At 65.4% G+C, this 25,318-nt stretch carries 16 protein-coding genes and 2 other RNA genes; 13 read left to right on the forward strand and 5 right to left on the reverse strand.

The window, feature by feature from the left end; all coding sequences use genetic code 11:
* Entirely contained in the window at positions 1 to 1,167 is a 1,167-nt protein-coding gene (locus FHT09_RS04055; RefSeq protein WP_104607000.1) for a glutathionylspermidine synthase family protein, read from the forward strand.
* Positions 1,168 to 1,754: 587 nt separating this feature from the next.
* Here FHT09_RS04055 and FHT09_RS04060 read toward each other — a convergent pair.
* Positions 1,755 to 3,125: an MFS transporter gene (locus tag FHT09_RS04060; RefSeq protein WP_104607002.1), complete on the reverse strand. Its 1,371-nt coding sequence runs from the start codon at positions 3,123 to 3,125 to the stop codon at positions 1,755 to 1,757.
* 99 nt (positions 3,126 to 3,224) lie between these two features.
* Between FHT09_RS04060 and soxR the strand changes: the two genes are divergently transcribed.
* The 7 genes from soxR to FHT09_RS04095 all read left to right on the forward strand — a co-directional run bounded on the left by soxR (position 3,225) and on the right by FHT09_RS04095 (position 13,887).
* The gene (soxR, locus tag FHT09_RS04065) at positions 3,225 to 3,671 is read left to right on the forward strand and encodes a redox-sensitive transcriptional activator SoxR (protein WP_104607027.1); all 447 of its coding nucleotides are present in this window, start codon (positions 3,225 to 3,227) and stop codon (positions 3,669 to 3,671) included.
* 200 nt (positions 3,672 to 3,871) lie between these two features.
* Positions 3,872 to 5,863: a M1 family metallopeptidase gene (locus tag FHT09_RS04070; RefSeq protein WP_104607003.1), complete on the forward strand. Its 1,992-nt coding sequence runs from the start codon at positions 3,872 to 3,874 to the stop codon at positions 5,861 to 5,863.
* A gap of 796 nt (positions 5,864 to 6,659) precedes the next feature.
* Complete coding sequence (locus FHT09_RS04075; RefSeq protein WP_181141409.1) at positions 6,660 to 9,818, forward strand: TonB-dependent receptor; 3,159 nt, start codon at positions 6,660 to 6,662, stop codon at positions 9,816 to 9,818.
* Positions 9,819 to 10,273: 455 nt separating this feature from the next.
* The gene (locus FHT09_RS04080) at positions 10,274 to 11,035 is read left to right on the forward strand and encodes a SapC family protein (RefSeq protein ID WP_104607028.1); all 762 of its coding nucleotides are present in this window, start codon (positions 10,274 to 10,276) and stop codon (positions 11,033 to 11,035) included.
* A 4-nt stretch (positions 11,036 to 11,039) separates the two neighbouring features.
* On the forward strand, positions 11,040 to 12,077 hold the full coding sequence (locus FHT09_RS04085) for a cupin-like domain-containing protein (protein WP_104607006.1): 1,038 nt from the start codon (positions 11,040 to 11,042) through the stop codon (positions 12,075 to 12,077).
* A 175-nt stretch (positions 12,078 to 12,252) separates the two neighbouring features.
* Positions 12,253 to 13,770, forward strand: coding sequence for a tryptophan halogenase family protein (locus tag FHT09_RS04090; RefSeq protein WP_104607007.1), 1,518 nt, complete (start codon positions 12,253 to 12,255; stop codon positions 13,768 to 13,770).
* 42 nt (positions 13,771 to 13,812) lie between these two features.
* Positions 13,813 to 13,887, forward strand: a non-coding RNA gene (locus FHT09_RS04095) — sX9 sRNA.
* Positions 13,888 to 14,049: 162 nt separating this feature from the next.
* On the opposite strand, the gene FHT09_RS04100 is transcribed toward FHT09_RS04095, so the two are convergent.
* From FHT09_RS04100 to FHT09_RS04115, 4 genes are all read right to left on the reverse strand, one after another.
* Positions 14,050 to 15,057 carry an MBL fold metallo-hydrolase gene (locus FHT09_RS04100; protein ID WP_104607008.1) on the reverse strand — a complete coding sequence of 336 codons (1,008 nt, stop codon included), beginning with the start codon at positions 15,055 to 15,057 and terminating at the stop codon, positions 14,050 to 14,052.
* A gap of 249 nt (positions 15,058 to 15,306) precedes the next feature.
* Positions 15,307 to 15,711 carry a hypothetical protein gene (locus FHT09_RS04105; protein ID WP_104607009.1) on the reverse strand — a complete coding sequence of 135 codons (405 nt, stop codon included), beginning with the start codon at positions 15,709 to 15,711 and terminating at the stop codon, positions 15,307 to 15,309.
* Between the two features lie 226 nt (positions 15,712 to 15,937).
* On the reverse strand, positions 15,938 to 17,335 hold the full coding sequence (locus tag FHT09_RS04110; protein WP_184416857.1) for a trypsin-like peptidase domain-containing protein: 1,398 nt from the start codon (positions 17,333 to 17,335) through the stop codon (positions 15,938 to 15,940).
* Positions 17,336 to 17,794: 459 nt separating this feature from the next.
* The gene (locus FHT09_RS04115) at positions 17,795 to 19,180 is read right to left on the reverse strand and encodes an APC family permease (RefSeq protein WP_184416859.1); all 1,386 of its coding nucleotides are present in this window, start codon (positions 19,178 to 19,180) and stop codon (positions 17,795 to 17,797) included.
* Between the two features lie 194 nt (positions 19,181 to 19,374).
* On the opposite strand from FHT09_RS04115, the gene FHT09_RS04120 reads away from it, so the two are divergent.
* From FHT09_RS04120 to FHT09_RS04140, 5 genes are all read left to right on the forward strand, one after another.
* Complete coding sequence (locus FHT09_RS04120) at positions 19,375 to 20,139, forward strand: LuxR family transcriptional regulator (protein ID WP_104535962.1); 765 nt, start codon at positions 19,375 to 19,377, stop codon at positions 20,137 to 20,139.
* Positions 20,140 to 20,399: 260 nt separating this feature from the next.
* Positions 20,400 to 21,341 (forward strand): proline iminopeptidase-family hydrolase, encoded by a 942-nt coding sequence (locus FHT09_RS04125; RefSeq protein ID WP_104607010.1) that lies wholly within the window; start codon positions 20,400 to 20,402, stop codon positions 21,339 to 21,341.
* Positions 21,342 to 21,918: 577 nt separating this feature from the next.
* The gene (locus tag FHT09_RS04130) at positions 21,919 to 22,980 is read left to right on the forward strand and encodes a polysaccharide lyase family 1 protein (protein ID WP_104607011.1); all 1,062 of its coding nucleotides are present in this window, start codon (positions 21,919 to 21,921) and stop codon (positions 22,978 to 22,980) included.
* A gap of 262 nt (positions 22,981 to 23,242) precedes the next feature.
* Entirely contained in the window at positions 23,243 to 24,631 is a 1,389-nt protein-coding gene (locus FHT09_RS04135) for an amino acid permease (protein ID WP_104607012.1), read from the forward strand.
* A 491-nt stretch (positions 24,632 to 25,122) separates the two neighbouring features.
* Positions 25,123 to 25,199: non-coding RNA, sX9 sRNA (locus FHT09_RS04140), on the forward strand.
* Positions 25,200 to 25,318 lie beyond the last annotated feature (119 nt).

The following is a 25,318-nucleotide window of genomic DNA, read 5'->3' on the forward strand; positions in this document are numbered from 1 at the left end:
ATGCAACGGATCGCAATTGCCGAGCGCCCGGACTGGCGCGAGCAGGCCGAGGCGCTCGGCTTCCATTTCCACACCATCGACGGCGAGCGGTACTGGGACGAAAGCGCGTACTACGCGTTTACGCTGCAGCAGATCGAACACGACATCGAAGCGCCCACGCAAGAACTGCACGACATGGCAATGCAGTTGGTGGACGAGGTGGTGGGCTCGGAACAGCTGATGACGCAGCTGGCGATCCCGCCGTTCTACTGGGACTGGATCGCCACCTCGTGGAAGAACCGCGACCCGCATCTGTACGGCCGCATGGACCTGGCCTATGCCGGAAATGGCCCGGCCAAGCTGTATGAGCTCAACTACGACACGCCGACCTCGCTGTACGAATCGGCATATTTCCAGTGGCTGTGGCTGGAACAGCAGATCGCCGCCGGTGCGCTGCCCAAGGGCACCGATCAGTACAACCTGATCCAGGACCTGCTGTGCGAAACCCTGGGCGCGCTGGCGGTGGATGGCGCGCTCGGTGCGCAGATGCATTTCTCCGCGGTGCGCGAGTCGCTGGAAGACCGCGCCACGGTGCGCTACCTGCGCGACTGCGCGCATCAGGTGGGCATCAGTACCGAGGAAGTGGCCATCGAAGACATCGGCCTGAGCGCCGATGGCTGGTTCACCGACGAGCAGGACCGGGTGATCCACACGCTGTTCAAGCTCTACCCGCTGGAATTCATGATGGAAGAACGCTTCGGCCCGGCGCTGTGCGCCAACCGCGTGCGCCTGATCGAGCCGGCGTGGAAATCGGTGCTGAGCAACAAGGGCATCCTGCCGCTGCTGTGGGAGCGGCATCAGGGCCATCCCAACCTGCTGCCGGCGCACTTTGCGCAAGCGGGCGAAGCGCCCACGGCAGGCTGGGTACGCAAGCCGCTGCTGTCGCGCGAGGGCGCCAATATTTCCCTGGTCAGCGCACAGGGCGACGCTGCGCAGACCGACGGCCCATATGTGGACGGGCCGGCGATCCTGCAGGCGCATCATCCGTTGCCGGTGTTTGATGGCCGGCATGCGCTGGTGGGCAGCTGGGTGGTGGCCGATCGTCCGGCCGGGCTGGGCATGCGCGACGACGACGGCCCGATCACCCGCGACACCTCGCGCTTCGTGCCGCACGTGATTCTGGACTGATGCTGCAGGAGTGCGCATCGCCGCCGTGGCGCGGCGGTGCCATGTGTTGCGATCGCCCTTGCATATGCGCGTGAGTGAAGCGCTTGCTCCGCATGGCCGGGCCGTACGCCATGGCCCGCGCCGCGTGACGCGGCTGCCATGCCGCATCGCCCGACACACGCTGCAGTGGCGCGCAAGCCCTGCGCTGCCTGCCGCGCAGCGCAGGTTTTCCACATCGCCTGTGGATGGAACTTGCACAAGGCTGTGGACAAGTGGGCGCAGGCCCCGGCCTGCAACGCTGTCAAGATGGGTGGCGAAAAAATGGCCAGCTGCTCGCGGATGCGTCTTTCCGGCCTCGATCGCAGCGATCTCGACAGGATCGGCAAAGTCGGTCGCGCCGTGAGCGGTGCGGCGTCCCGGTCTGCCTTGCGCCATGCCATGGCGCCGTGCCGAGCGTCCAGATCATGCAAGTCGTGCAGAGCGCGCGCGCTGCATGCGATGCAGGCGATACACAGCGACCGAGCGCAACGCATCGGCGCTGGCGATCAGTGCTTCCTTTCCTTACTTCGACACTTTGCCCACATCGCATATCGCACACCCATCACCCATCACACCCGCCGCGCCACGAACAAGCCCGCCACCGCCAGCAGCCACGCCAGGGCGAACACGCTCAGGTAGGCGCCCGCAGTCGCGGAGGCCAGCAGCGCGGCGAACAATGCACCGGCCAACGCCAGCATGCCGGCCACCGCAATCGCCTCGCTCAACTGCAGTGCCGAACTGTTGGCGCCTTGCTGCGCCGGCGGCGACAGCGACAACGTCAACACCGACAGGCTCGGATACAGCAGGCCCATGCCCAGGCCGGTCAGCGCCCAGCCGGCAATCGCCACCGGCACCGGGATGACCGGCCACACCGCCCCCGCACTGATCACGATGCCCAGCGACATGAAGGACGCACCGGTCGTGAGCAGGCGTGGGCGCGACCAGCCGGCGCGACTATGGCCCTGGTACCAGGAGCCACTGAACCAGCCCAGCGCGCCGACGCTCAGCGCCACGCCGGCCAGCAGTGGCGACAGGCCGCGCTCGCGCGACAGCAGCAATGGCAGGAACGCTTCGAAGCCGAAGAAGGCCGCCGCGGCGATCCCGCGCAGCGCGATCACGCTGGGCAGCCCGCGCGCAAGCCGCAGTGTGCCGGCCGGCAACAGTTGCCAGGCGCAGCACACGGTGAGCAGCAATGCCGGCAGCATCGCCAGCAACGCGCTCGTGCCGTGCAATTGCCCGCCCAGATACACGCCGAGTACGCCCAATGCCGCTCCCACCGCCCAGCACAACGCGGCATTCGATGCACCGGCCGTGTCGCGCGACCAAGTGCGCCCGCGGATTGCCGGCCACAGCATCAGCCCGGCCGGAATCGCCAGCAGCGGCACAGACAGGAACACCCAGCGCCAGCCAACGTGCTGCACGGTCCATCCACTGATGCCCGGCCCGATCAACGACGGCACCACCCAGCCGGCCGAAAACGCGGCAAACACGCGGGGCCGCAAGGCGTCCGGATACAAGCGCCCGACGATCACGTACAGCGCCACCGAATACGCGCCGGCCCCCAGGCCCTGCAGCAGACGGCCGGCAATCAGCACCGGCATGCTCGGCGCCAGTCCTGCCACCAGCAGGCCGATCACGAAGCACAGCAGGCCGTAAGCCAGCGCCCCGCCGGGGCCACGCCGGTCGCTCCAGCGCCCGGCGGCGGTCATGCCGACCACGCTGGTCGCCAGGGTGCCGCCGAACGCCAGCGCGTACAGCGGCAAGCCATTCAATTCGTGCGCGACGGTCGGCATGGCGGCGGCCACCGCCAGCGATTCGAAGGCATTGAGCGACACCAGCGCCACCATGCCCAGCGTTGCGGCGCGATACGGAGCGGCCAGGATGGAGCTGGGTGAGGTGTCGCCAGGTGAGCTGGCGGGCAGGGCGGTATCGGTGGGCATCGAGCATCCAGGACGGCAGGGTGTAGAGCCATGACGCCGGTGCTTGCACCGGTCATGGCCGCGCAGCATCCTGCCTCAACCAAGGTTGAGGTCAAGGCAATGCAGCGTGAGTTGTCCGTGGGCGAGGTGGCCAAGCGTAGCGGCGTGGCGGTGTCGGCATTGCATTTCTACGAGCGCAAGGGCTTGATCTGCAGCCTGCGTACTGCGGGAAATCAACGCCGCTATGCGCGCGATGTGTTGCGGCGCATCGCCGTGATTCGCGTGGCGCAACGGCTCGGCGTGCCGTTGCAGCAGGTGCTGGATGCGTTCTCGGTGCTGCCGGACCAGCGCACGCCCACGCGTGCGGAATGGGCACGCATGTCGGCTCGCTGGCGCGGGCAACTGGATGCGCGCATCGCCGAACTGCAGGCCTTGCGCGACCAGCTCACCGACTGCATCGGTTGCGGCTGTCTGTCGCTGCGCCGCTGCCGGCTGAGCAATCCGGGCGATACGCTGGCCGAGGGCGGGGATGGCGCATTGCGACTGTCGCGGCCTGCAGCCGGCTGAAGTGACGTGCGCCGGCTGCGCCGCCGTGACGTGATCGACATCTGCAGCGCGCGCGCGGACCGTGGCGGCTGCGCCGCTGCTGCATGCCGGACGGCCCGTCACCCTCGAGGCTGCAATGCCGCCACCGGGACCAATGGCAGTACCGTGACGGGGGAAGACGACCGTAGGATGGGGTTCCCCTCCGCCGCAGGACTTCACGCATGTTCCCCACCTTGCGCCGATCGCTCGCCGTTGCGCTGTCGCTGGCGTGCGTCACCTCGTACGCGCACGCCGCGCCCGCAGCCAGCGCCACCGCGCCGGCGAGTGCTTTCGATCCGCTGGCCCTGTTCGCACCGCTGCAACTGCCCGATGCGCCCAACGCCTACCGCAGCGGCAGCGGCGTCCCCGGCCCGTCGTTCTGGCAGAACCGTGCCGACTACACGCTCAACGCCAGCATCGACCCGGCGACCCACACGCTCACCGGCGAGGCGGCGATCCACTACACCAACCGCAGCCCGGACACGCTGGATGCGCTGTGGCTGCAACTGGACCAGAACATCTACCGCGCCGATGCGCGCGCTGCCGCCAGCCGGCCCTCACGCCGCACCCAGTTCACCGATGGCATGCAGATCGCCAGTGTCGAGATCGACGACGGCGGGCGTCGCCAGCCCGCGCACTTCGTCGTCGACGACACCCGCATGCGGGTGGACCTGCCGCAGCCGTTGGCGGGGCAGGGCAAGGCGCTGACCATGCATATCCGCTACCGCTACACGATTCCGGGCACCTGGGGCGGGCGCACCGCGGTCAGTGCGAGCAAGCAGGGCGAGATCTACGAGATCGCGCAGTGGTATCCGCGCATGGCCGTCTACGACGATCTGCGCGGCTGGGATACCCAGCCGTACCTGGGCTCGGAGTTCTATCTGGAGTACGGCGACTTCGACTACGCGGTGACCGTACCGGAGGGCTTCCTGGTTGCCGGTTCCGGTGCGTTGACCAATCCGGCCGAGGTGCTCGGCCGCACCGAGCAGCAACGCCTGCAACAGGCACGCAGCAGCGATCGCACGGTGCTGATCCGCACGCCCGAGGAAGTGACCGCGCGCGCGGCCAAACCCGCGGGAGCCACCACGCGCACCTGGCGCTTCCATATGGACAACACCCGCGATGTGGCGTTTGCCGCCTCGCCAGCATTTGTGTGGGATGCCGCGCGCATCAAGTTGCCAGGCGGCAAGACCTCGCTGGCGATGTCGGTGTATCCGCTGGAAGGTGTGGGCGCGGACAAGTGGAACCGCTCCACCGAATACGTCAAAGGCGCGATCGAACATTTCTCGCAGTGGTACCCCTATCCGTGGCCGGCCGCGATCAACCTGGGCGGGTACGGTGCGGGCATGGAGTATCCGGGCATCGTCTTCGACGGTTTCGAGGACAGCGGCAAGGAGTTGTTCTGGATCACCGCGCACGAGATCGGCCACACCTGGTTCCCGATGATCGTCGGCTCCAACGAGCGCCGCCACGCGTTCATGGACGAAGGCTTCAACACCTTCATCGACGTCTATGCGTCCGATGCCTTCAACAAGGGCGAGTACGCGCCCAAGCGCGACTCGGAATATGCGCCGAAGGGTGGCAACCCGGTCGACGAAATCCTGCCGCTGCTGGCCGATGCCAGCGCGCCGACATTGATGGACAACGCCGATTCCACCAGCGAGACCTACCGTCATTCGTTGACCTATTTCAAGGGCGCATTGGGGTTGGTGCTGTTGCGCGAGCAGATCCTGGGGCCGGAACGCTTCGATCCGGCCTTCCGCAAATACATCGCGAGCTGGGCCTACAAGCACCCCACGCCATCGGACTTCTTCCGGCTGATGGAAAGCGAGAGTGGCGAGAATCTGGCCTGGTGGTGGCGCGGTTGGTATCTCAACAACTGGCAGCTGGATATGGGCATCAGCGAGGCCCATTACGTCGATCACGATCCTGCCAAGGGCCTGCAACTCACGTTGCGCAGCAGCCAGAAACTGGTGATGCCGGTCACCGTGCGGGTGGACCTGGCCGACGGCAGCCATCTGGACCGCCGCGTGCCGGTGGAAACCTGGCTGCAGAACACCGCGCCCAAGCTGACGTTGCCGACCACGCAGAAAGTGCTGCATGTGACGCTGGATCCGGACCATGTGTTGCCCGATGCCCAGCGTGGCGACAACCAGGTCAATACGATCGGCTAGCGGCTGTCGATGCAGGCATCTGCGCTGCAATGGCGCAGATGCTGCGGGCTTTCAGCGCACGCGGCTTACCGTCGGCAACGGCGCAATCGATTGCAGCGATTGCGCCGTTTTTCGTTGCGCCGTGCAGTCCGATGTCGAAGACAGGCGCGCAACGGTGTGCTCGCATCGACTTCAACTGCCACGTGGATGCGTTGCTCAGCACGTGGGTACTGAAGGCTGCCGCGTTGCAATCCTAGCGACGCTTTGCGCAACTGTTCCATGCGGTGTTCTCGCCGCTACGCGACGACGTGCGACAACGCCGCTGCAGCGCATTTGCCGAGGTCACAGGCTGGTAACGCTTACAGCCACGCTGCGTCTGCATTCGTGCTGCGGGCTCAAGCGCGCGCGGTGTTGTGTGCCTGCGTGTGGCCTGGTGTGTTTGCTGCAACGCACGGTGACAAGCCCCGGCACGCATGACTAGGCTGCGCCGCGTGTTAGCGCTATCAGTTTTCTGCATCGCCTGCTGACACCGGGATGAGTGCAGAGGCGCACGGCAGTGCATGTCTTGCAGGCGTACTGGTTGGGAAGGCAGTCGCAGGTGCTGTACAAGTCCGGCAGCAGGTCGCGTCCGTCAGGGACGTTGCACGCGCACGGCTGGCATCAGGAGGGGGCGCCGGCGGTCGAGGCGGCGCATCAGGGCAAGTGCTGTGCAGGGATGTATGCCGCGTGCCGTCCAAGCGCGTGGCCAGGCAAAGCGCCGCGTCGCATTCCGCGACCACGGCCGTGGGTGTTGGACTCCAGACCCGAGGATAGATCGATGCGTCGTACGTTGAGCAAGTTCAAGTCGAAGGCCATGTTTACCTTCGTCGGTGGCATCCTGGTGATCAACCCCGCCTTTGCGCAGGACGCTGCCGCGCAGCAGGTGTCGCCGCCGCAGTCCGGCGCACAAACCGCCACCACCCTGGATGCGGTCAATGTCACCGGCATCCGCAGCAGCCTGGATCAGTCGATGGGCATCAAGCGCGATGCTGCCGGAGTGGTGGATGCGATCAGTGCCGAAGACATCGGCAAATTTCCCGATACCAATCTGGCCGAGTCGCTGCAACGCATCACCGGGATCTCGATCGAGCGCCGCGATGGCGAAGGCGCGCAGGTCACCGCACGCGGCTTTGGCCCGCAGTTCAATACGGTCACGCTCAACGGCCGCCTGATTCCCGGCGCCGATGCGTTCGGCGCGCCGGGCCAGACCCCGATCGGCGGGGTGGAGGTGGGCACGCGCGCGTTCAATTTCGCCCAGCTGGCCTCCGAAGCCATCACCGGGATCGAGGTATTCAAGACCAGCCGTGCCACCGCGCCCAGCGGCGGCATCGGCGCCACCATCAACATCCAGACCGACAAGCCGTTCAATCACGAGGGCGTGGTGGCCAATGCCGGCGCCAAGATGGTGTCGGATCGTTCGCAGCCGTTCGGCGATTCGCTCACTCCTGAAGTCTCCGGCATCTTCAGCTATACCAATGCCGACAAGACCTTCGGCATCGGCTTGAGCGGCAGCTATCAGAAGCGTCACGGCGGCTCGGTGCAGGCCACCGAAAACACCTGGAACATCCAGCGCTGGACCGGCACCGATCCGGCCTTGCGTCCGGATGCGGTGGTGACCAATGCACCGGCGATCGGCCAGCTGTACGGCATGCCCAACGATCTGCGCTATGCGTTTGCCGACTTCCAGCGCGAGCGCACCAACGGCCAGGCGGTGCTGCAGTTCGCACCCAGCGACAGCCTCACCCTGACCCTGGATTACACCTATTCGTCCAACGAGATCCGTGAAGAGCGCGGCGAACAGGGCATCTGGCTGCAGCGCGCCAACAGCTTCACCGATCTGACCTTCGATACCGGCCAGGCGGTGGCCACGCCGGTGTATCTGCGCGATGTGCCCAACGGTGCCAAGGACTTCGGCATGGAGCAGCAGCGCAACGAGCAGAAGTACACGCTCGGCTCGCTCGGCTTCAATGCCGATTGGCAGGTGAGCGATCGCTTCCAGCTGTCCTTCGATGCGCACAACTCCAAGACCAAGAGCCTGCCCAACGACCCGGTCACCGGCGGCAGCGCCACGTATTTCAGTTTTGCCGGCACCAATAACTGCAGCAACGGACCCTCCTGCGGCGGTCAATGGGGGCAGGAGTTGCGCTTCAACAACGGCCTGCCGATCGGCGCACGCACCTGGTATCCCACCGCGGCCGATTCCCTGGCCGGTACCAACGGCGTGCTCAACCCGGATTTCACCCCCGTCGAGCTCGGCTCGCAGGTCTTGCGCATCTTCTATCAATCGCAGGTCACCGAGATCAAGGAAGGCCGCATGGACGGCACCTTCGACTTCGAGGACGGGCGCTTCCAGTTCGGCGTGAGCACGGCCGACACCACCATGAACCGGCTTACCAGCGACACCTATTCGACCCTGGGCGACTGGGGTGTGGCCAATGCCGGCAACGAGCCGGGCATGCAGGCGCTGCTGCGACCGGTGAGCATCACCGGCATGTTCGAGGACTTCAACGCCAACGGCGCGGCACCCAGTGCATGGCGCGGCGATGCCGATCAGCTGGCGCTGTGGGGTGGCAGCCAGTATGGCGCCACGACCCGCTACAACCCGCAATACAGCGCCGACAACCAGGTGGAAGAGAAGACCCGCGCCGCCTACGTGCAGCTGGAACTGAAGGGCGATATCTCCGGCATGACCACCAATACGCGGCTGGGCTTGCGCTACGAGCGTACCGACGTGGAATCCACCTCGCAGGTGGCTACGCCCACGGCATTGTTGTGGCAGGCCAACAACGACTTCCAGCTGTTGCGCTCCACCGAGCAGCAGCCCTTCAGCGAAAAGACCAGCTACAACTACATCCTGCCCAATCTCGACTTCAGCATCGACATCTCCGATCAGCTGAAAGCACGCGCCTCGTTCGGCCAGACCATCGCACGTGCGCCCTACAACAACCTGATCGCCGGCCCGACGCCGAATACGCCCAACGGCTCGATCCTGATCAATCCCTCCAACCGTGCCGGCGGCAGCTCGCAGAACCCGCAACTGGATCCGCTGGAATCGGACAACCTCGATCTGGCGCTGGAGTGGTACTTCGCCGATGCCAGCTATGTGTCGGCCACGTTCTGGAACAAGCGCGTCAGCAACTTCATCGGCAACACGGTGTCGCGCGAGTCCCTGTTCGGGCTGCGCGATCCCACCTCCGGCCCGGATGCCCAGTCCGCGCTGGCATTCCTGCAGAGCGGCGCCTGCGCGGCGCAGGTGGGTGCTTCGGGCAACGACGTCGCGGCTGCGTGTTCGGCCAACGACACCTCGCTGTTTGCGGCAATGGCGCTGCTGCGCAACGCCGCGGCCACCGGCGGACTGGCCGCCTACAACGGCAGCTCCGCACAGAGCCTGGCACTGGAGAACGCCTACGACATCGTCGGCAATGCTTCTGATCCGCTGTATCAGTTCGACGTGTCGCGCCCGGTCAACCAGAACAAGGCCAACATCCACGGCTGGGAACTGGGCGGGCAGTACTTCTTCGACGGCACCGGCTTCGGCATCTACGCCAACTACACCATCGTCGAAGGCGATGTGGGCTTCGACAACACGGTGATCGACCGCGACCAGTTCGCGCTGCTTGGCCTCAGCGACACCGCCAATGTGATGTTGATGTACGAAAAATACGGCTGGAGTGCGCGGCTGGCCTGGAACTGGCGCGACCAGTACCTGATCGCCGCCAACCAGGACAATGCCAACCGCAATCCGTACTACGTCGAGGCCTATCAGCAGCTGGATCTCAGCGTCAGCTACAGCTTCAGCAAGCAGCTCTCCGTGGGCTTTGAGGCGATCAACCTCACCGGCGAGGACGTGCGTTGGCATGGGCGCTCGGACAAGCAGATCATCCGCCTGATCGACCAGCAGCCGCGCTACACGCTGGGTGTGCGTTACGCGTTCTGACCCACCGGCTGCGCTCACTTCCCTCCCGGTGAGCGCAGCCGGTGCCTGGTGTGGCAGATGCCGACGTGCAGCCTGCTGCGGGCCTGTGGTGCGCTTTTTTTGAGGCAGCCGGGCAATCGTTCGCTGGCTGCGTCGAGTGGCCGGGGTCGAGTTGTCAGCCTGCGTGGCGCTGGTCTGGCGACCGCAACTGCAGGCTCGAGCTCGGTGCCGCGACGCATTCGTCGGTGCAGCCGGCACGCATTGCGGCTGCCTGCAAGCAAACGCCCGCCTGCTGATGGTCGCTATGGCAGCGCAGCGACGCCGAGTGGCGCAGGCTTGTTCCCATGTTGCTGTGCCGCTTGCCGGCCTGTCGCTTTTTGGCAATGCTCGCCAACAGCGGGCGCGCCACCTGGCCGCGCGATCAAGGCATTCCACGCAATGCGGTACTCCGTGGCGGAGCACCGTTGGAGTTTCAGATGACGCGATACGCAGTGCTCAACAATGTGGCGCATCATGATCTGCGCGTCGTGCTGCGCTTCGGTGCCGAGTTCGGCGATGCGCTCGGCCTGGTGCCGGCGTTCGTCACCGAATACGCCGAGTTGCAGCGCGAGTACCCGCTGTTCTTTCGCACGGATCCGGCCACCGGCGGCTACCAGTCGGTGGCGTTGCTGGGCTTTGCACAGGACGAGAATCTGTTTCTGCAGGACGGCCGTTGGACTGCCAGCTATCTGCCCGGCATCGTCGCCAAGGGGCCATTTTTGATCGGTTTCCAGGAGCAGCGTATCGATGGCGCCCTGGTGCAGGAGCCGGTGATCCATGTCGATCTGGAGCACCCACGCATCAGCCGCCACCAAGGCGAGGCGGTGTTTCTGCCGCAGGGCGGCCACAGCCCGTACCTGGAGCACATCGTTGGTGTGCTGCGCGGCATCCGCGACGGTGTGGACGCCGGCCAGGCGATGGCAGCCGCGCTGGATGCGCTGGGGCTGATCCAGCCGGTGCAGCTGGATGTGGCGCTGGATGCCACCCACGCCACCAAGCTGGAAGGCCTGTTCGCCATCGACCGCGAGCGGCTTGCCGCACTCGAAGCGTCCTCGTTGCAGCAACTGCATCGGGCCGGCTATCTGGAGGCTGCGTTCCTGATGCTGGCCTCGCTGCACAACGTGCGTCGGCTGATGGCTGAGAAGCAGCGCCGCCTGCAGCAGGCGCACAGTGCGTCTGCGACTGCTGCGTTTGCCTGAGCGCATGACGACCGGCGCAGCCTTCTCCTCCATCGCGGCCGTCGCCGAGCGCAGCGATTGCCACCCCGACGCGCTGCCGCTTGCTGCGCTGTGCGATGCCGCCGAGCCGGTGGTGCTGCGTGGCATCGCACGCGACTGGTCGCTGGTGCAGGCCGGGCTGCGCAGCCCCGAGGAGGCGATGGCGCTGCTGCGCGCGCACGATAGTGGACGCCCCCTGCAGTATTCCCGCGGCGGCCCGGAGATCGCCGGCCGGCCGTTCTACAGCGACGATTGCCGTGCGCTGAATTTCGATGTGCAGCGCGGCAACCTGAGTAGCCTGCTGCAGGCCATCGTCACGCATCGCGACGATCCGCAGCCGCCTACTTACTACCTGGCCTCGTTGCCGGTCGACGACAACCTGCCGGGTCTGCGTGCAGGCAACGATCTGGATTTCGCCGCCAGCGGCATCGCGGTGCAGCCGAGTATCTGGATCGGCAATCGCGTCATCGCCTCCTGCCATTACGATGCGCCCAACAACCTGGCCTGCTGCGCGGTGGGACAACGTCGCTTTACGCTGTTTCCGCCCGAGCAGGTGGTCAACCTGTATCCCGGCCCGCTGGACCCCACGCCGGGCGGGCAGGTCGTGAGTATGGTGGATATCGCCGACCCGGACCTGCTGCGGTATCCACGCTTCGCCCAGGCGCTGGCGCAGGCGCGCACCGCCGTGCTGGAGCCGGGCGATGCGGTGTTCATTCCTGGTATGTGGTGGCACCACGTGCAATCGCTGCAGCCGTTCAACGTGCTGATCAACTACTGGTGGAGCAGCGTGCCCGTGCACCTGCCGGCGCCGATGCCCGCGCTGTATCACGCGCTGTGGGCCATCCGCGATCGCCCGGCGGCGGAGAAGGAGGCCTGGCGCGCCCTGTTCGACTACTACGTGTTCGGTCCTGCCGAGCGCGCGGGCGAGCACCTGCCCGAGCAGGCACGGCATGCGCTGGGCCCGATCGACCCCACGCTCGCGCGACAGCTGCGCGCGATGTTGATCGGCAAGCTCAACCGCTGATGCGCCAGATTGGTTCCAGGGCCAGCGACCGGACAACTGCGCAGCTGCCGGACGGGCAGGGCCGATGTGCGGTATTCGCATGCGCCACTCACGCGTTCCGCTCCCTGCGGGCCTTCCGCGTTGTCCAGACGATCGATCAAGACCTCACCCCCAATCCATCACACAGGAGCGCGCAGTGAGCCAAGCCCCGATTCGCAGGGTCGTCATCGCCGGTGGCGGTACCGCGGGCTGGATCGCCGCCTGCGCGCTGTCGCATCAGTTCCGCGAGCTGCTGGAGATCACCCTGGTCGAATCCGAGCAGATCGGTACCGTGGGCGTGGGCGAATCCACGGTGCCGCCGATCCGCACCTTCCATCGTTTCCTGCAGATCGACGAGCAGGAGTTCTTGCGCGCGGTGGCCGGCACCTTCAAGTTGTCGATCTCCTTCGAGCATTGGCGCCGCCAGGGCGAGCGCTATCTCCATCCGTTCGGTATCACCGGGCAAAGCACGCTGGTGTGCGCCTTCCATCATCTATGGCTGGAGAGCCAGCGCCGCGGCATGCCGGGCAGCTTTGGCGATTACTGCCTGGAAACCGTTGCCTCGCGCGTGGATCGTTTCGCGTTGCTGCGCGAACCTGCGGTCAATTACGCCTATCACCTGGATGCCGCGTTGTATGCCAGATTCCTGCGCGCACGCAGCGAAGCCTGTGGCGTCAAGCGCATCGAGGGCAGGATCCAGCAGGTGACGCTGCAGCCAGACAGCGGCGATGTTGCCAGCCTGCTGCTGGAAGACGGGCAGCTACTCGAGGGCGATCTGTTCATCGATTGCAGCGGCTTTCGCGGCCTGCTGATCGAACAGGCACTGCACACCGGTTACGAAGACTGGAGCCACTGGTTGCCGTGCGATCGCGCCGTTGCGGTGCAGACCGAGGCGCTTGGCCCGCCGGTGCCGTACACCCGCGCCATCGCGCACGAAGCCGGATGGCGCTGGCATATCCCGCTGCAGCATCGCGTCGGGAATGGTCTGGTGTTTTCCAGCAGGCACCTGTCCGACGACGAGGCGCATGCCAGGTTGCTGCGCGATGTGGCCGCGCCTGCACTGAAGGACCCCTGGCTGGTGCCGTTCCGTACCGGCCGCCGGCGCAAGGCCTGGAACCGGAACGTGGTGTCGCTGGGCCTGGCCAGCGGCTTTATCGAACCGTTGGAGTCCACCAGCATTCATCTCACCATTGCCGCAGTGGTGCGTCTGATCGCCTTGTTCCCGGCAGAGGGCATCGCGCCCTCGCAGGTGGAGCTGTTCAACGACATCAGCCGCGCCGAGATGGAACATGTGCGCGACTTCATCATCCTGCACTACCACGCCACCCAGCGCGACGAACCGCTATGGCGCCAATGCCGCGCGATGGAACTGCCCGACTCGCTTACCCTGCGCCTGCGCGCCTGGCGCGAACGCGCACATGCCTGGCAAGCGGCCGATGAACTGTTCCGCGTCGACTCCTGGACCCATGTGCTGATGGGGCAGGGCATCGTGCCCGAACAGCATCACCCGCTGGCGCGCGCGGTGTCCGATCGCGACCTGCGTCGCCTGCTCGACGGCATCGCCCAGCCGATCCGCCACGCGGTGGATCAGATGCCGGCACAGCAGGCGTTTATCGACGCGTATTGCAAGGCAGGCGCGAGCGTATGGGGCCTGCGCAGTCCGGTGGTGACGTAGGGCCGCTGGCAAAAGGCTGCATAGCCGGCGCGCGGAATCGGCATGGGCTGCTCGCACACTGCGGTTCCGGGCGCGCCGTCCACGCCCCACCTTACGGCTGCGTGCTACGTGTTAGCCGCTCTTGGGCACACGAAACCGGAGATGCAGTGCCGCGTACTGTTTGATGCCCGGTCCGCAGTGCATTTTGATCTTTGGCTGGTTAAGGGCGGTTCGCGACATCGCGGCCGGACGCAGATCGAATGCGCTGACGACCGATCGCTGCAGTGCCCAACTGCTCCACTACAACCGCATCAAATCCTTGCCGACCACAATCGGCCCAGCATAGTGCTTGCGCGCGCCCTCGCTCCACATCGCATCGGTGATCGTCGGGTCGCCGCCAGGGACAAAGTGGTTCAGCACCAGCATCCTTGCGTTGGCCGCTGCAGCGATCCTGCCGACTTCCTCGCTGGTGGAATGGCTCTTGAGCAGATGGTCGAGCAAGGTCGGCGCGTTGTCGTTGGTCTTGAGCATCTTCTCCAGCGCGGGCAGGTACATCACCTCGTGCACCAGGATGTCGGTGTCCTTGGCGAATTCCGCCAGTGCAGGCAGGTAGCGCGTATCGCCGGAGAACACCACCGTGCGGTCGCGCGCGGCGAAGCGGTAGGCGAATGCCGGCTTGAGCGTGTAGTGATCCACCAACGTGGCGGTGACGGTGACCTGGTCGTTTTGCAGCACCGTGCCGGGGTGGTCGAACTCGTGCACATGGATCAGCTGTTTGAATGGCGGGCGGCCTTCTTCGCGGATGCGCGCATCGATGTCGATGGCATTCATCTCGACAAACGCATCCACCATCCTGGCGATGCCGGGCGGGCCATAGAGATGCACCGGCGTCTGCAGCCCGCTGGCCCAGGCCAGCCACACCACGTTGAGCAGGTCGGCATTGTGGTCGGAGTGGTGGTGGGTGAGGAAGATGTCGCGCAGCGCAGGCAGGCGGATGCCGGCTTTGGCCAGTTGATGAGCAACGCCATTGCCGCAGTCGATCAGGTAGGGCTGCCTGTCGATGACCAGCGCATTGGCGGCCGCGGCGCGCAGCGGTGATGGCGTGGGGCCGCCCTTGGTGCCGAGCAGCACCAGCACGCTGCCCTTGGCCGGGAAGGGCGCCGGCGGCGTTGGGTCGGATGACGCGATGTCTTCCTTCGGCTCGCGCCGTAACGCGGCACCGAGCTGGCTCGTCACGCTCAGCGTGGCCGCTGCCAGCGCGATGCGCAGCACCTGGCGACGGGAAGGGCGTGGCGAAGGGGCGGACATGAAGGCTCCTGTCGAAGCGGGGGAGAGAATGTGCCAGGCGGGGCGTGGCACTGCGTCAGACTATCGTGGGGCGGCCGGGTTTGCGACGGCGCCACGCAAACCTCGGCACCGGCATGCCCGCGCCCGATGCAGGAGAGCCGCAACTGCGATGCATGCGGTGCGTGCACCTCTCGGTCCGATGACCCTCTCCGAATCGGCCACGTTCGATCCATCCGTCGCCTTCCAACGGTGGGCTTGCATCGAGTGCCTTCAAAGCTCCCGTGCGATGAACTCGTTCAACGCAGGCGAACGATAAAACGCCATGCATTGCGCGAAGATCCGGTTGAACGGGCCGCGGCGGGCTTCGTCCTTCATCGACACTTCGGCGCGATGGAAGTCTGCCGTCCGCTCGGCCACGAAGCGATGCAGGCGGTCGGTGGCACCGGTCTTGGCATTGTCGAGCGCATAGGTGGTCAGCAGATAGGAGCGATCGCGCAGCTGGTCGGCGGTGTATTTGCCGCTGCGCTGATAGTTATTGTCCAGGCACAGCTGCAGCGCGTAGGCCTTGACGTCGTCGCGATTGGCGGGCTTGCCGGCTGCATGGGCGGTGACCTGTAGCGACAAGGCCAGGAGTGCAGCTGCGGCGATGACATGAGGAGTGCGTTGAACGGGCATGCCGATCCAGCTGAAGGACGAGCTGCCAAGTCTGCATCATCCGGGCACTGCAGATGAAGTGCATGACGACTGACGCGCGTGACCGATGAGGTCCAAAGGTCAGCGCACAAAACATTAACCCGCACAGATCGATCCACACAGCACATCAAACGATCGACACACTCTGTACAGGCCAAGCGCAGTCGCACGTGGCAGGCGATATCCGCCTGCCACGCGCATCATCCGCTTACGGGCCGAAGTAGGTGGAAATGCTGGAATACACGTCCGAGAAGCGCGAGTAGTAGTCCGGGTCGGTCTGCGCGGTGCAGAACGAGTAGCCGCCGTACAGGCCGCCGCGCAGCTGGTAGGCCCCGCCGCTGGCGACGGTGAACAGGCCCGAGCCGGACGAGCCGCCTTCGGTGACGCCATCGTTCCAGACCACACGGTACAGCGGGCTCTTGCCGTCGATGCTGGTGCTCAGCCCGTTGACGGTGCCCAGCGAGTACTTCTTGACGTCGCCGGACGGGTGGTGAATACCGACGATCGACGTGCCGGTCGCGCCGATCGCCGCGCTGTTCCAGGCCGCATAGAACGCGCCGCTTGGCGGTGCGGTCTTCAGCTCCAGCAACGCGGTGTCGCGCGTGGTGTTGGCGTGGCGCAGGAACGCGCCACCGGTCAACGTGGTGGCCTGCGCGCTGGCAGTGTTGCCGTTGCAGCTGGCCGCGTCGTAGAACCAGTAGGTCTGCAGCGTATTGGCCACCGTCTGCGTGCTGATGCAATGCGCCGCAGTCCAGAACAGGTTGCGCTTGGGCGAGTTGGTGTTGTTGAGCAGCGTGCCGGTGCACAGGAACGAGCCCTGACTGGTGGTGAACACCATGCGCGCAACCGCCTTTGCAGCGTTGGTGAAGCCGGCGGTGGGATTGGCGCGGCAGACGATATCGTTCTGGCAGGAATCGCTCTCGCCGATGGCAATGGTCATCATGTCGCGCGTGCTGGCGGTGGGGCTGATGTCCAGATGCGACAGCTGCGGGATGCTCAGGCTGAAGTTCTCCGGATACTGGCCGGCCGGCAGCGACAGCTCCACCAGCAGATTCTCACCGTTTACGGTGGGCGACCAGCCGATGGCGTCGCCGCCGGCGGCGAAGCTGGCACCGGATTGTTCGAACACCCTGCCGTCGTCGCCGGCAAAGCGCAGCGTCACCTTGGACGGATCGCCCGGCGTGGCGCCGGCGCCACGCAGGATCAGCGACGCACGCAGCGAGGCCGCCTGCGCGGAGCCGACGTTCAAGGTCGCCACGCGCGAGCCATCTTTGGCCATCTTCCAATCGAGTGTGGCCAGATTCACCAGGGGCTTGGCAACCGTGCGCGAAAACCCGATCTGCAGGGGCTGCCCATGTTTGACCTGTGCGATGCGGCGCTCACGCACGCGACTGATCTCGGTGCTAGTGGGCGCAGTCAGTTGCACCACACGCGTGGGCAGGATGCCCCCACGCAGACTTGCCGACTGCAACGTCGCCGCGCCGAGTTTGGCTGCTTGCGGCGCGGTACTCACTGGCGCGGCGTCCATTTCGGTCGGCGGCGTTGCCAGTGCAGAGCCGGAAACGGCGGAAAACAGCGCCAGGTACAACGCATTCTTGCGATTCATGGGTAGTCCTTCTCGTCAGGGAACGACAGGTTGCGGCGGGGGCCACATCCTGCGGGCGCCATCGTTGGCGCCGAATGAGACTAGCGAATGTTGACGGCTGAATATGTGCTGAAAATCTCGTTCAGAGGGTAGCGGCCGACAAAAACACAAGCGTATTTTGCGTGCGGCGGTCGACGTGTGCACGCCTTGGCACTCGCTTGCGCAGACGCAAGGCGCCGCAGTGCGGCATGCTGGGAATCGGCTGCGACACGCGTGCCGCTCCACCTGCGGCAACACGATCGCGCACGCCGCCGGCAACGACGCTTCGATCAACCTGTCAGACGCTTCAGGCGGATACGCTGCATGCGGGAGGGCCAGCGCGCATCGCCTTTGCGGGCGTTGCCCTGCGTGCTCGACGTACCTGCAATGTCGATGCGCGCCAGCAGACCGCTGCAGGGCCGCACACTGAGCCGCGACGCACTATTCCAACGCGTCGCTGGCGCGGAAGTCGGTCGAGCGACCGCTGACTTTCAGAAACGCCAGGACGGCAAGCCCGACCATCATCCAGGCTGCGCCGCCCAGTTGCGCATGCTGGTCGGCATTGATCAGCACATACGCCAGGATCACGATGCCGATCAACGGTGTCGCCACATGCAACAGCGTGCTGTGGCCCTGTCCGCGGAAATGCCACAGCACTGCCGCATGCAACAGAATGAAGGCGGTCAGCGCGCCGACATTGCACAACGAGGACAGCAGCGCGATCTGTCCGACGAAGACTTCGCCCAGCACCATGCTCAAGCCTGCCACCAGCAGGATGGCGCGCTGCGGTACACCGGAGCGTGGATGGATGTAGCGCAGAAAGGCAGGCAGCTGGCGATCGCGCGCCATGGCGAACAACAGGCGCGATGTGGCGGCCTGCGCCACCAACGAATTGGCGACGGCCGCACTGATCGCAACCGTGAGCGCAATGACGATCTGCAACCACGGCCCGGCGATCAAGCGCCCGATCTCGAAGAAGGCATCGTTGGAGGCCTGCGCGCTGGGATAGCGTTGCAGGGTGGGCTGCAGCAGCGCCGCCAGCCAGGTCTGCAGCACGAATAAGCCGGCCACCAGCAACAGCGACAGCAAGGTTGCCCGCCCGACCACGCGGTTGCCGCCACGGGCCTCTTCCGACAGCGTGGAGATTGCATCGAAGCCCAGGAACGACACCGCCGCCACCGACAGGGCGCTGAAGATCAACTGCGGCGAAAATGCCTGCGGGTTGTAGAACGGACGCAGGTTCCAGTACGCACCATTGATGCCACGCTGGATCGCCATGCTGGCCAGCACCACGAACACCGCCAGCACCACCAGCTGCGCGTAGAGGAAGAAGCGATTGGCACGCGCGGTGGTTTCGATGCCGCGCAGGTTGACCAGCGTGTTGAGCACCACGAAGAAGGCGATCCACGCCGGCTGCGGCACCGCCGGCAACACGTTGTGCATGGCGTTGGCGCCGACCACGTAGAGCAGGGTCGGCACCAGCAGGTAATCGAGCAGGATCGCCCAACCGGCCAGAAAGCCCACGCCGCTGCTCACGCCCCGCCCCACGTACGCATACACCGAGCCGGCGACCGGAAACGCCTGCGACATCTGCTGGTAGCTCAACGCGGTGAACAGCATTGCCACGAAGCCGACCAGGTAGGTCAGCGGCACCATCCCGGCACTGATGTCGAACACGCCGCCGAAAATGGAGAATGGCGCGGTCGGCACCATGAAGACCAGTCCGTAGATCAGCAGATCCTTGAGCGTGAGCTGCCGCTTCAGCTCCTGGGCGTAGCCAAAGCGCTCCAGCGCGGCCGCGGCGTCGCGGCAGGGTGTGTCGGTCATGCAGGTGTCCGCTGAAAGGAATGCCGGGTCGCGACGCAGGCGCGGTGGGAGCGTCTGTACGTCGATGCTTCTGTGCAGCTGCCTGGCTGGCATTGTGACGATAATGTGGCCGCCAAACCCATCCATTGGTAAAAATGCTAGGTTTTCCCTGCTGGATGTCATCCAGCGGCGCACGTCGGTACCGAAGGACCCCCATGTTCGACACTTTGGCCAGCCTGGGCCGCGATCTGCAGGCGCTGCACACGCTCAATGCCTGCCTGGACCGGGCGTTTGCCGATGTCTGTGGGCTGGGCTTCCAGTCGCTGGTCTACGATTACGCGCCGGTCCCGCTGAGCCTGGAAGGGGCATTGATCACCCCGTCGGTGTTCATGCAGCGCAATGCGCCGGGCGACATGCAGCACATCTGGTGCGAGCACGGCTATTACCAGCACGACCCGGTGCAGCAGCGTGCGACGCGCCGCACCACGCCATTCGTGTGGTCCTACCGCAGCGACGGCGAGATGGAAGGCGTGGAATACGTCGGCAGCCAGCATCGGCAGGTCACGCGCTATCTGTGCGATAGCGGCATGGGAACCGGTGTCACCGTGCCCCTGCACCTGCCGGGTGGCGCGTTCGCGACATTCAGCGCTGCGGTCGACGCGGTCGCGGCCGAGGCGCTGCGGCTGGCCGAAACCCAGCTGTCGCCATTCCTGCTGCTGGCGCATACCTTCCAGGCACGCGCGCAGGAGCTGCTCGATCCGCAGGAGCGCCGCTGCCACCACATCGCGTTGACCCGCCGCGAGCGCGAATGCCTGCAATACTCGGCCAAGGGGCTGACAGCCAAGAGCATTGCCGCTGCGCTCAACCGCTCCACCGCCACGGTGAACCTGCATCTGAACTCGGCGGCACGCAAGCTGGGCGCGCGCAATCGTGTCGAGGCCGTCGTACGCGGCATGCATTATCGATTGCTGGAGCCGTAGGCGCGTCGCGGTCGGCGCCTGCGACTCCAGGCCGCGATAGACGATTTCCCCAGTAGTGAAATTTGGCGATCGGCAAGCGCAATCGCTGCACTGGTCGATGCCCGTCCTGGCGACCAGCTACGCGCTCGGCTGGATCGCACCGCTCGCCTGTCGGGCACTGACCTTCCAGAGCGGCGCGAACCTGGGAGTTTTGCCAGTTATGGCGCGGCGTTTCGCTGGCTAGGCTCGGTGCTTATTCTTGCCGTCAGCAGGCGCAGGTCATGCAGTCCACCGAGGGTTACGTCGAATTCCGTGGGTACCGTACCTGGTACCGCATCACCGGCGATCTGCGCAACGATGCCTGCCCGCTGATCGTGCTGCACGGCGGCCCCGGCTGCACCCATGACTATGTGGACAGCTTCAAGGACCTGGCGGCCAATGGCCGCGCGGTGATCCATTACGACCAGCTCGGCAACGGCAAGTCCACCCATCTTCCCGATGCAGACCCCGGTTTCTGGACGGTGGGACTGTTTCTGGACGAGTTGCAGGCCTTGATCACGCAGTTGGGGCTGTCGCAGTACGCGTTACTGGGGCAGTCCTGGGGCGGGATGCTGGCGGCCGAGCATGCGGTGCGGCGGCCGGCCGGCCTGCGTGCGTTGGTGATTGCCAACTCGCCGGCATCGATGGGCTTGTGGCGCGCTGCTGCGCTGCGGCTGCGCGCGCACCTGCCCGAGCACATCCAGGCGGCGCTGGACGCGCACGAAGCGGCCGGCACCCTGGACGACCCAGCCTATCGCGTCGCAAGTCAGGTGTTCTACGCCCAGCACGTCTGCCGCGTGTTGCCCTGGCCTGGGGAAGTGGCGCGCACCTTCGCCGCCATCGATGCCGACCCGACCGTGTATCACGCCATGAATGGCCCGACCGAATTCCATGTGGTGGGCAGCCTGCGCAACTGGAGCATCATCGAGCGCCTGCATCGCATCAATGCGCCCACGCTGGTGCTGTCGGGCAAATACGACGAGGCCACACCGGAAACGGTGGAGCCGTACGCGCGCCTGATCCCGGACGTGCGGTGGCATGTGTTCGCCAATTCCAGCCATATGCCGCATGTGGAAGAACGCCCGGCGTGCATGCGCCTGGTCGGCAACTTCCTCGACGACCACACGCCGTGGCCCGGCGAGCAGCTGGTGCATGCGTCCATGCAGGCCAGTCGCGCGGTTTGAGCCGATGCAGTGCGGGACACGTGAGTGCGCACGCGAACCTGCGCCTGCCCGGCCTGCGGGCGCTGCTGCGACGGGTCGCAATCGAGCATGAACTGCCTTGCCTGCGCATCGTGGGAGCAAGGTTGCAACAGTGATCGTGAAGAGCAGTCGTATTGATGCAGGCAGCTGTGCCTCATACGTCCGACGGCCCACGGCACGCGGTCGTGCGCAGCTACCAGTGCGCAGTACCTGGTGATGCACGCGGGTACCTACAGGCGCATTTGCCGCTACCAATGGCAGTCGAAAGCGCGCGTGCGCAAACGCAGCATCGGCCGGCGTTTGCATGGATAGAAAACACATGTGCATACAAAATACACATTGCGCGCGGCGCAGCAGTGTCCTGTCCCGGGTGTCTCCCGCTGTCTCTTTCGCATGTCCTGCAAGAAGAACACCGTGGTGCGTCAAAGTTTCAGTGATGGATAATTGTTTTATGTCTTAAATCGCGCAAAAAATGCGGCCCCCACGCATCGCTTTGCTGTTGTCGTCGCTGCGGCGCAGACAGCATGCATCGCTCGTTCACTTCTTTGGGAGAGGCTGCATGATGATCAAGACACTCCAGGGCACACTTGCGCTTGCACTGTCCGCCTGCACTGCGGGCGCCATCGCCGGCCCGGTCGGATACGGTGCCGGCACTACCGGCGGCGGCAACAAGACACCGGTGACTGTGGCTACCTTCGCGGCGATGCAGGCCGCGATCGACAGTTACTCCGGCAGCGGCGGGTTGGTGCTCAACTACACCGGAAAGTTCGATTTCAGCACCATCAAGGACGTCTGCGCACAGTGGAAATTGCCGGCCAAGACCGTGCAGATCAAGAACAAGAGCGACATCACCATCAAGGGTGCCAACGGCTCGTCGGCCAACTTCGGGCTGTGGGTGGTGGGCAACTCCAGCAACGTCATCATCCAGAACATGACCATCGGCTTGCTGCAGGGCGGCGAAGATGCCGATTCGATTTCCCTGGAAGGCACTTCCAGCGGTTCGCCGTCCAGGATCTGGGTCGACCACAACACCGTGTTCGCCTCGTTGACCAAGTGCTCCGGTGCCGGCGATGCGTCCTTCGATGGCGGCATCGACATGAAGAAGGGCACCCATCACGTCACCGTGTCCTACAACCACGTCTACAACTATCAGAAGGTCGCGCTCAACGGATTCAGCGACAGCGACACCAAAAATTCGGCCGCTCGCACCACCTATCACCACAACCGCTTCGAGAACGTCGAATCGCGCGTGCCGTTGCAACGTTTTGGGCTGAGCCACATCTACAACAACTACTTCAACAACGTCACCACCTCGGGCATCAACGTGCGCATGGGCGGGGTGGCCAAGATCGAGTCCAACTACTTCGAGAACATCAAGAACCCGGTGACCTCGCGCGACAGCAGCGAGATCGGCTACTGGGACCTGATCAACAACTACGTCGGCAGCGGCATCACCTGGAGCACCCCGGATGGCAGCAAGCCCTACGCCAACGCCACCAACTGGATCACCAGCAAGGTGTTCCCCGAACCGCTGGGCTACACCTACAGCATCACTCCGGCCGCACAGGTCAAGGCCAAGGTGATCGCCACCGCCGGTGCAGCCACCAACCTGGCCGAGTAAACGGCGACGGGGCGCGGTCACATGGATCCCCGGCCTGTCCGGGGATTCTTGTCGGTGGTGTGCAGCTGGTTCGTGCATCGGTGGTTTGAAGCCGGGCACGTGGTCACCGGTTGCTGCGTACGTGGCGGTGAAGCTGCCGGCGGTGGAGACGGGCAAGAGCCCGCCAGGGCTGATCCACCCTCGCTTCCTGGTCGGCGTCAAGAGGCGCGGCGGGCGACGCGACGCGGTATCGTGTTGCGATTCCATCCATCCAAGCCCGTCCATGCCGCTTCCGACCGATCCCGTTGCTGAGCACGCTCCGTCCGCCGCGCCCGCATTGCGCCATGCGCTGAAACCGCGGCAATTGATGATGATGGGCCTGGGCACGGCGATCGGCGCCGGGCTGTTTCTTGGCTCGGGCGTGGGGATCCACGCGGCGGGGCCGGCCGTGCTGGTGTCGTACCTGATCGCCGGGGCGCTGGTGATCATCGTGATGAACGCGCTGGGCGAAATGGCCGCTTCCAAGCCGGCCAGCGGTGCGTTTTCGGTGTACGCAGCCGACGCGATGGGGCCGACCGCCGGGGCGACGGTGGGCTGGTTGTGGTGGCTGCAGATCGTGGTGGTGATCGCGGCCGAAGCGGTCGGCGCGGCCGGCCTGCTCGCCTCGGTATGGCCGGCGTTGTCGGTGCCGTTGCTGGCGGTGGTGTTCATGGCCACCTTCACCGCGATCAATCTGCTCGGCGTGCGCAATTTCGGCGAGTTCGAATTCTGGTTCGCCATCCTCAAGGTCGTTGCCATCGTGGTGTTCCTGCTCATTGGCGTGGCCCTGCTGGCCGGGTGGCTTCCCGGCGTGGTGTCGCCGGGGCTGTCCAACTTCACCCGCAACGGCGGATTCGCGCCGAAGGGGCTGGCCGGCATCGGATCGGCGTTGCTGGTGGTGGTGTTCGCCTTCGGCGGCACCGAAATCGTGGCAGTGGCCGCTGCGGAAACCGCCGACCCGGGCCGCAGTCTGGCACGCACGATTCGCACCGTGGCCTGGCGCATCCTGGTGTTCTACATCGGCTCGATCAGCGTGATCGTGGCGGTGGTGCCGTGGACCAGCACGGCGCTCAGCTCTCCGTTCGCTGCCGTGCTGGAGGTGGCGCGCATTCCCGGCGCGGCCACCGCCATCACCCTGGTCGCCGTGGTGGCCTTGCTGTCGGCACTCAACGCCAATCTGTATGGCGCCTCGCGGATGATCTTCTCGCTGGCCCAGCGCGGCGAAGCGCCGCGGTTGCTCGGCAGGACCAGCGGCGAGCAGGTGCCGCTGGCGGCGGTGATCGCCAGCGTGCTGTTCGGTTTTGCCGCGGCAGCACTGGAACTGCTGTATCCCAACAAGGTGCTGCCGATGCTGCTCAACATCGTCGGCGCCACCTGTCTGCTGGTGTGGGCGATCTCGCTGCTGTCGCAGCTGATCCTGCGCGCACGCGCCGACCGCGCCGGCATCGCGTTGCCGTTCCGCATGCGGGGTTACCCGTTTCTGACCTTGCTGGCCTTGGCGATCCTGGCGGTGATCTTCGTGCTGTTGGCATCGTCGGTGGACACCCGTGCGCAGTTCCTGTCGATGGTCGGCTTGACCGCCTTCATTGCAATGGTCAGCGGAGTGGCACGACGCGCCCGTGGTCGGACCTAAACGTGCGGGTTCACGTGACTGGGTGCGTGATCATCCGGCAGCGAGGACAAGCCTGCAGTGAGTTCCTGCACACCGCCGGAGCCAGAACACGCAAGCAGTCTTGCGGTGTTTTCCTTGCCATCAGGCGGGCGGGTCGCCGGATCTGCTGATCCATGTGTCTGCAACATTGCCATCTGGCCGATGGCAAGCCGAACATGGTGCCGGCGGGTCGGCGCGAGGCATCGTGGATGCGTAAGCAGCCATTTGCTGCGGGCCTGGGAGAGAGCGCTTCCCGGCGGCCTGGGTCGGTTTGGGGTGGGGCGGTAGACCTTCCATCGCGTGTCGGCGTGCATTCGCTAGAACAGGGTGCATCGCGGTGACCGGTGTGCGCGCAACACATCTGGGTGCAAGGAATGCGCGCTGCATTGCACACCGGGTGTAGCATCGCGCGCTGCAACCAGCAGAACCACTGCGCTGCCGTCAGGCCGGCACGGCCGCTGCTCGGAATGGGCACGAACCGCTCGTGCACTCCGGTTCTGAGCGCGCCGTCCGCACCTGCCTGACGACCGCTCGCTACGTTTCGTTGGCCGCGCCTGGCTGCACAAGCGCGGCCATTTGCCGCAGATGCGACGCCGTGTCGCATCGGGAACGCGCACGACCGTGGTTATGATGATCCTTTCGTGCAGACGTCGCGATCGACTGGCCTGT

Source organism: Xanthomonas sp. CFBP 8152 (assembly GCF_014199025.1).
GTDB classification, from domain to species: domain Bacteria; phylum Pseudomonadota; class Gammaproteobacteria; order Xanthomonadales; family Xanthomonadaceae; genus Xanthomonas; species Xanthomonas arboricola_B.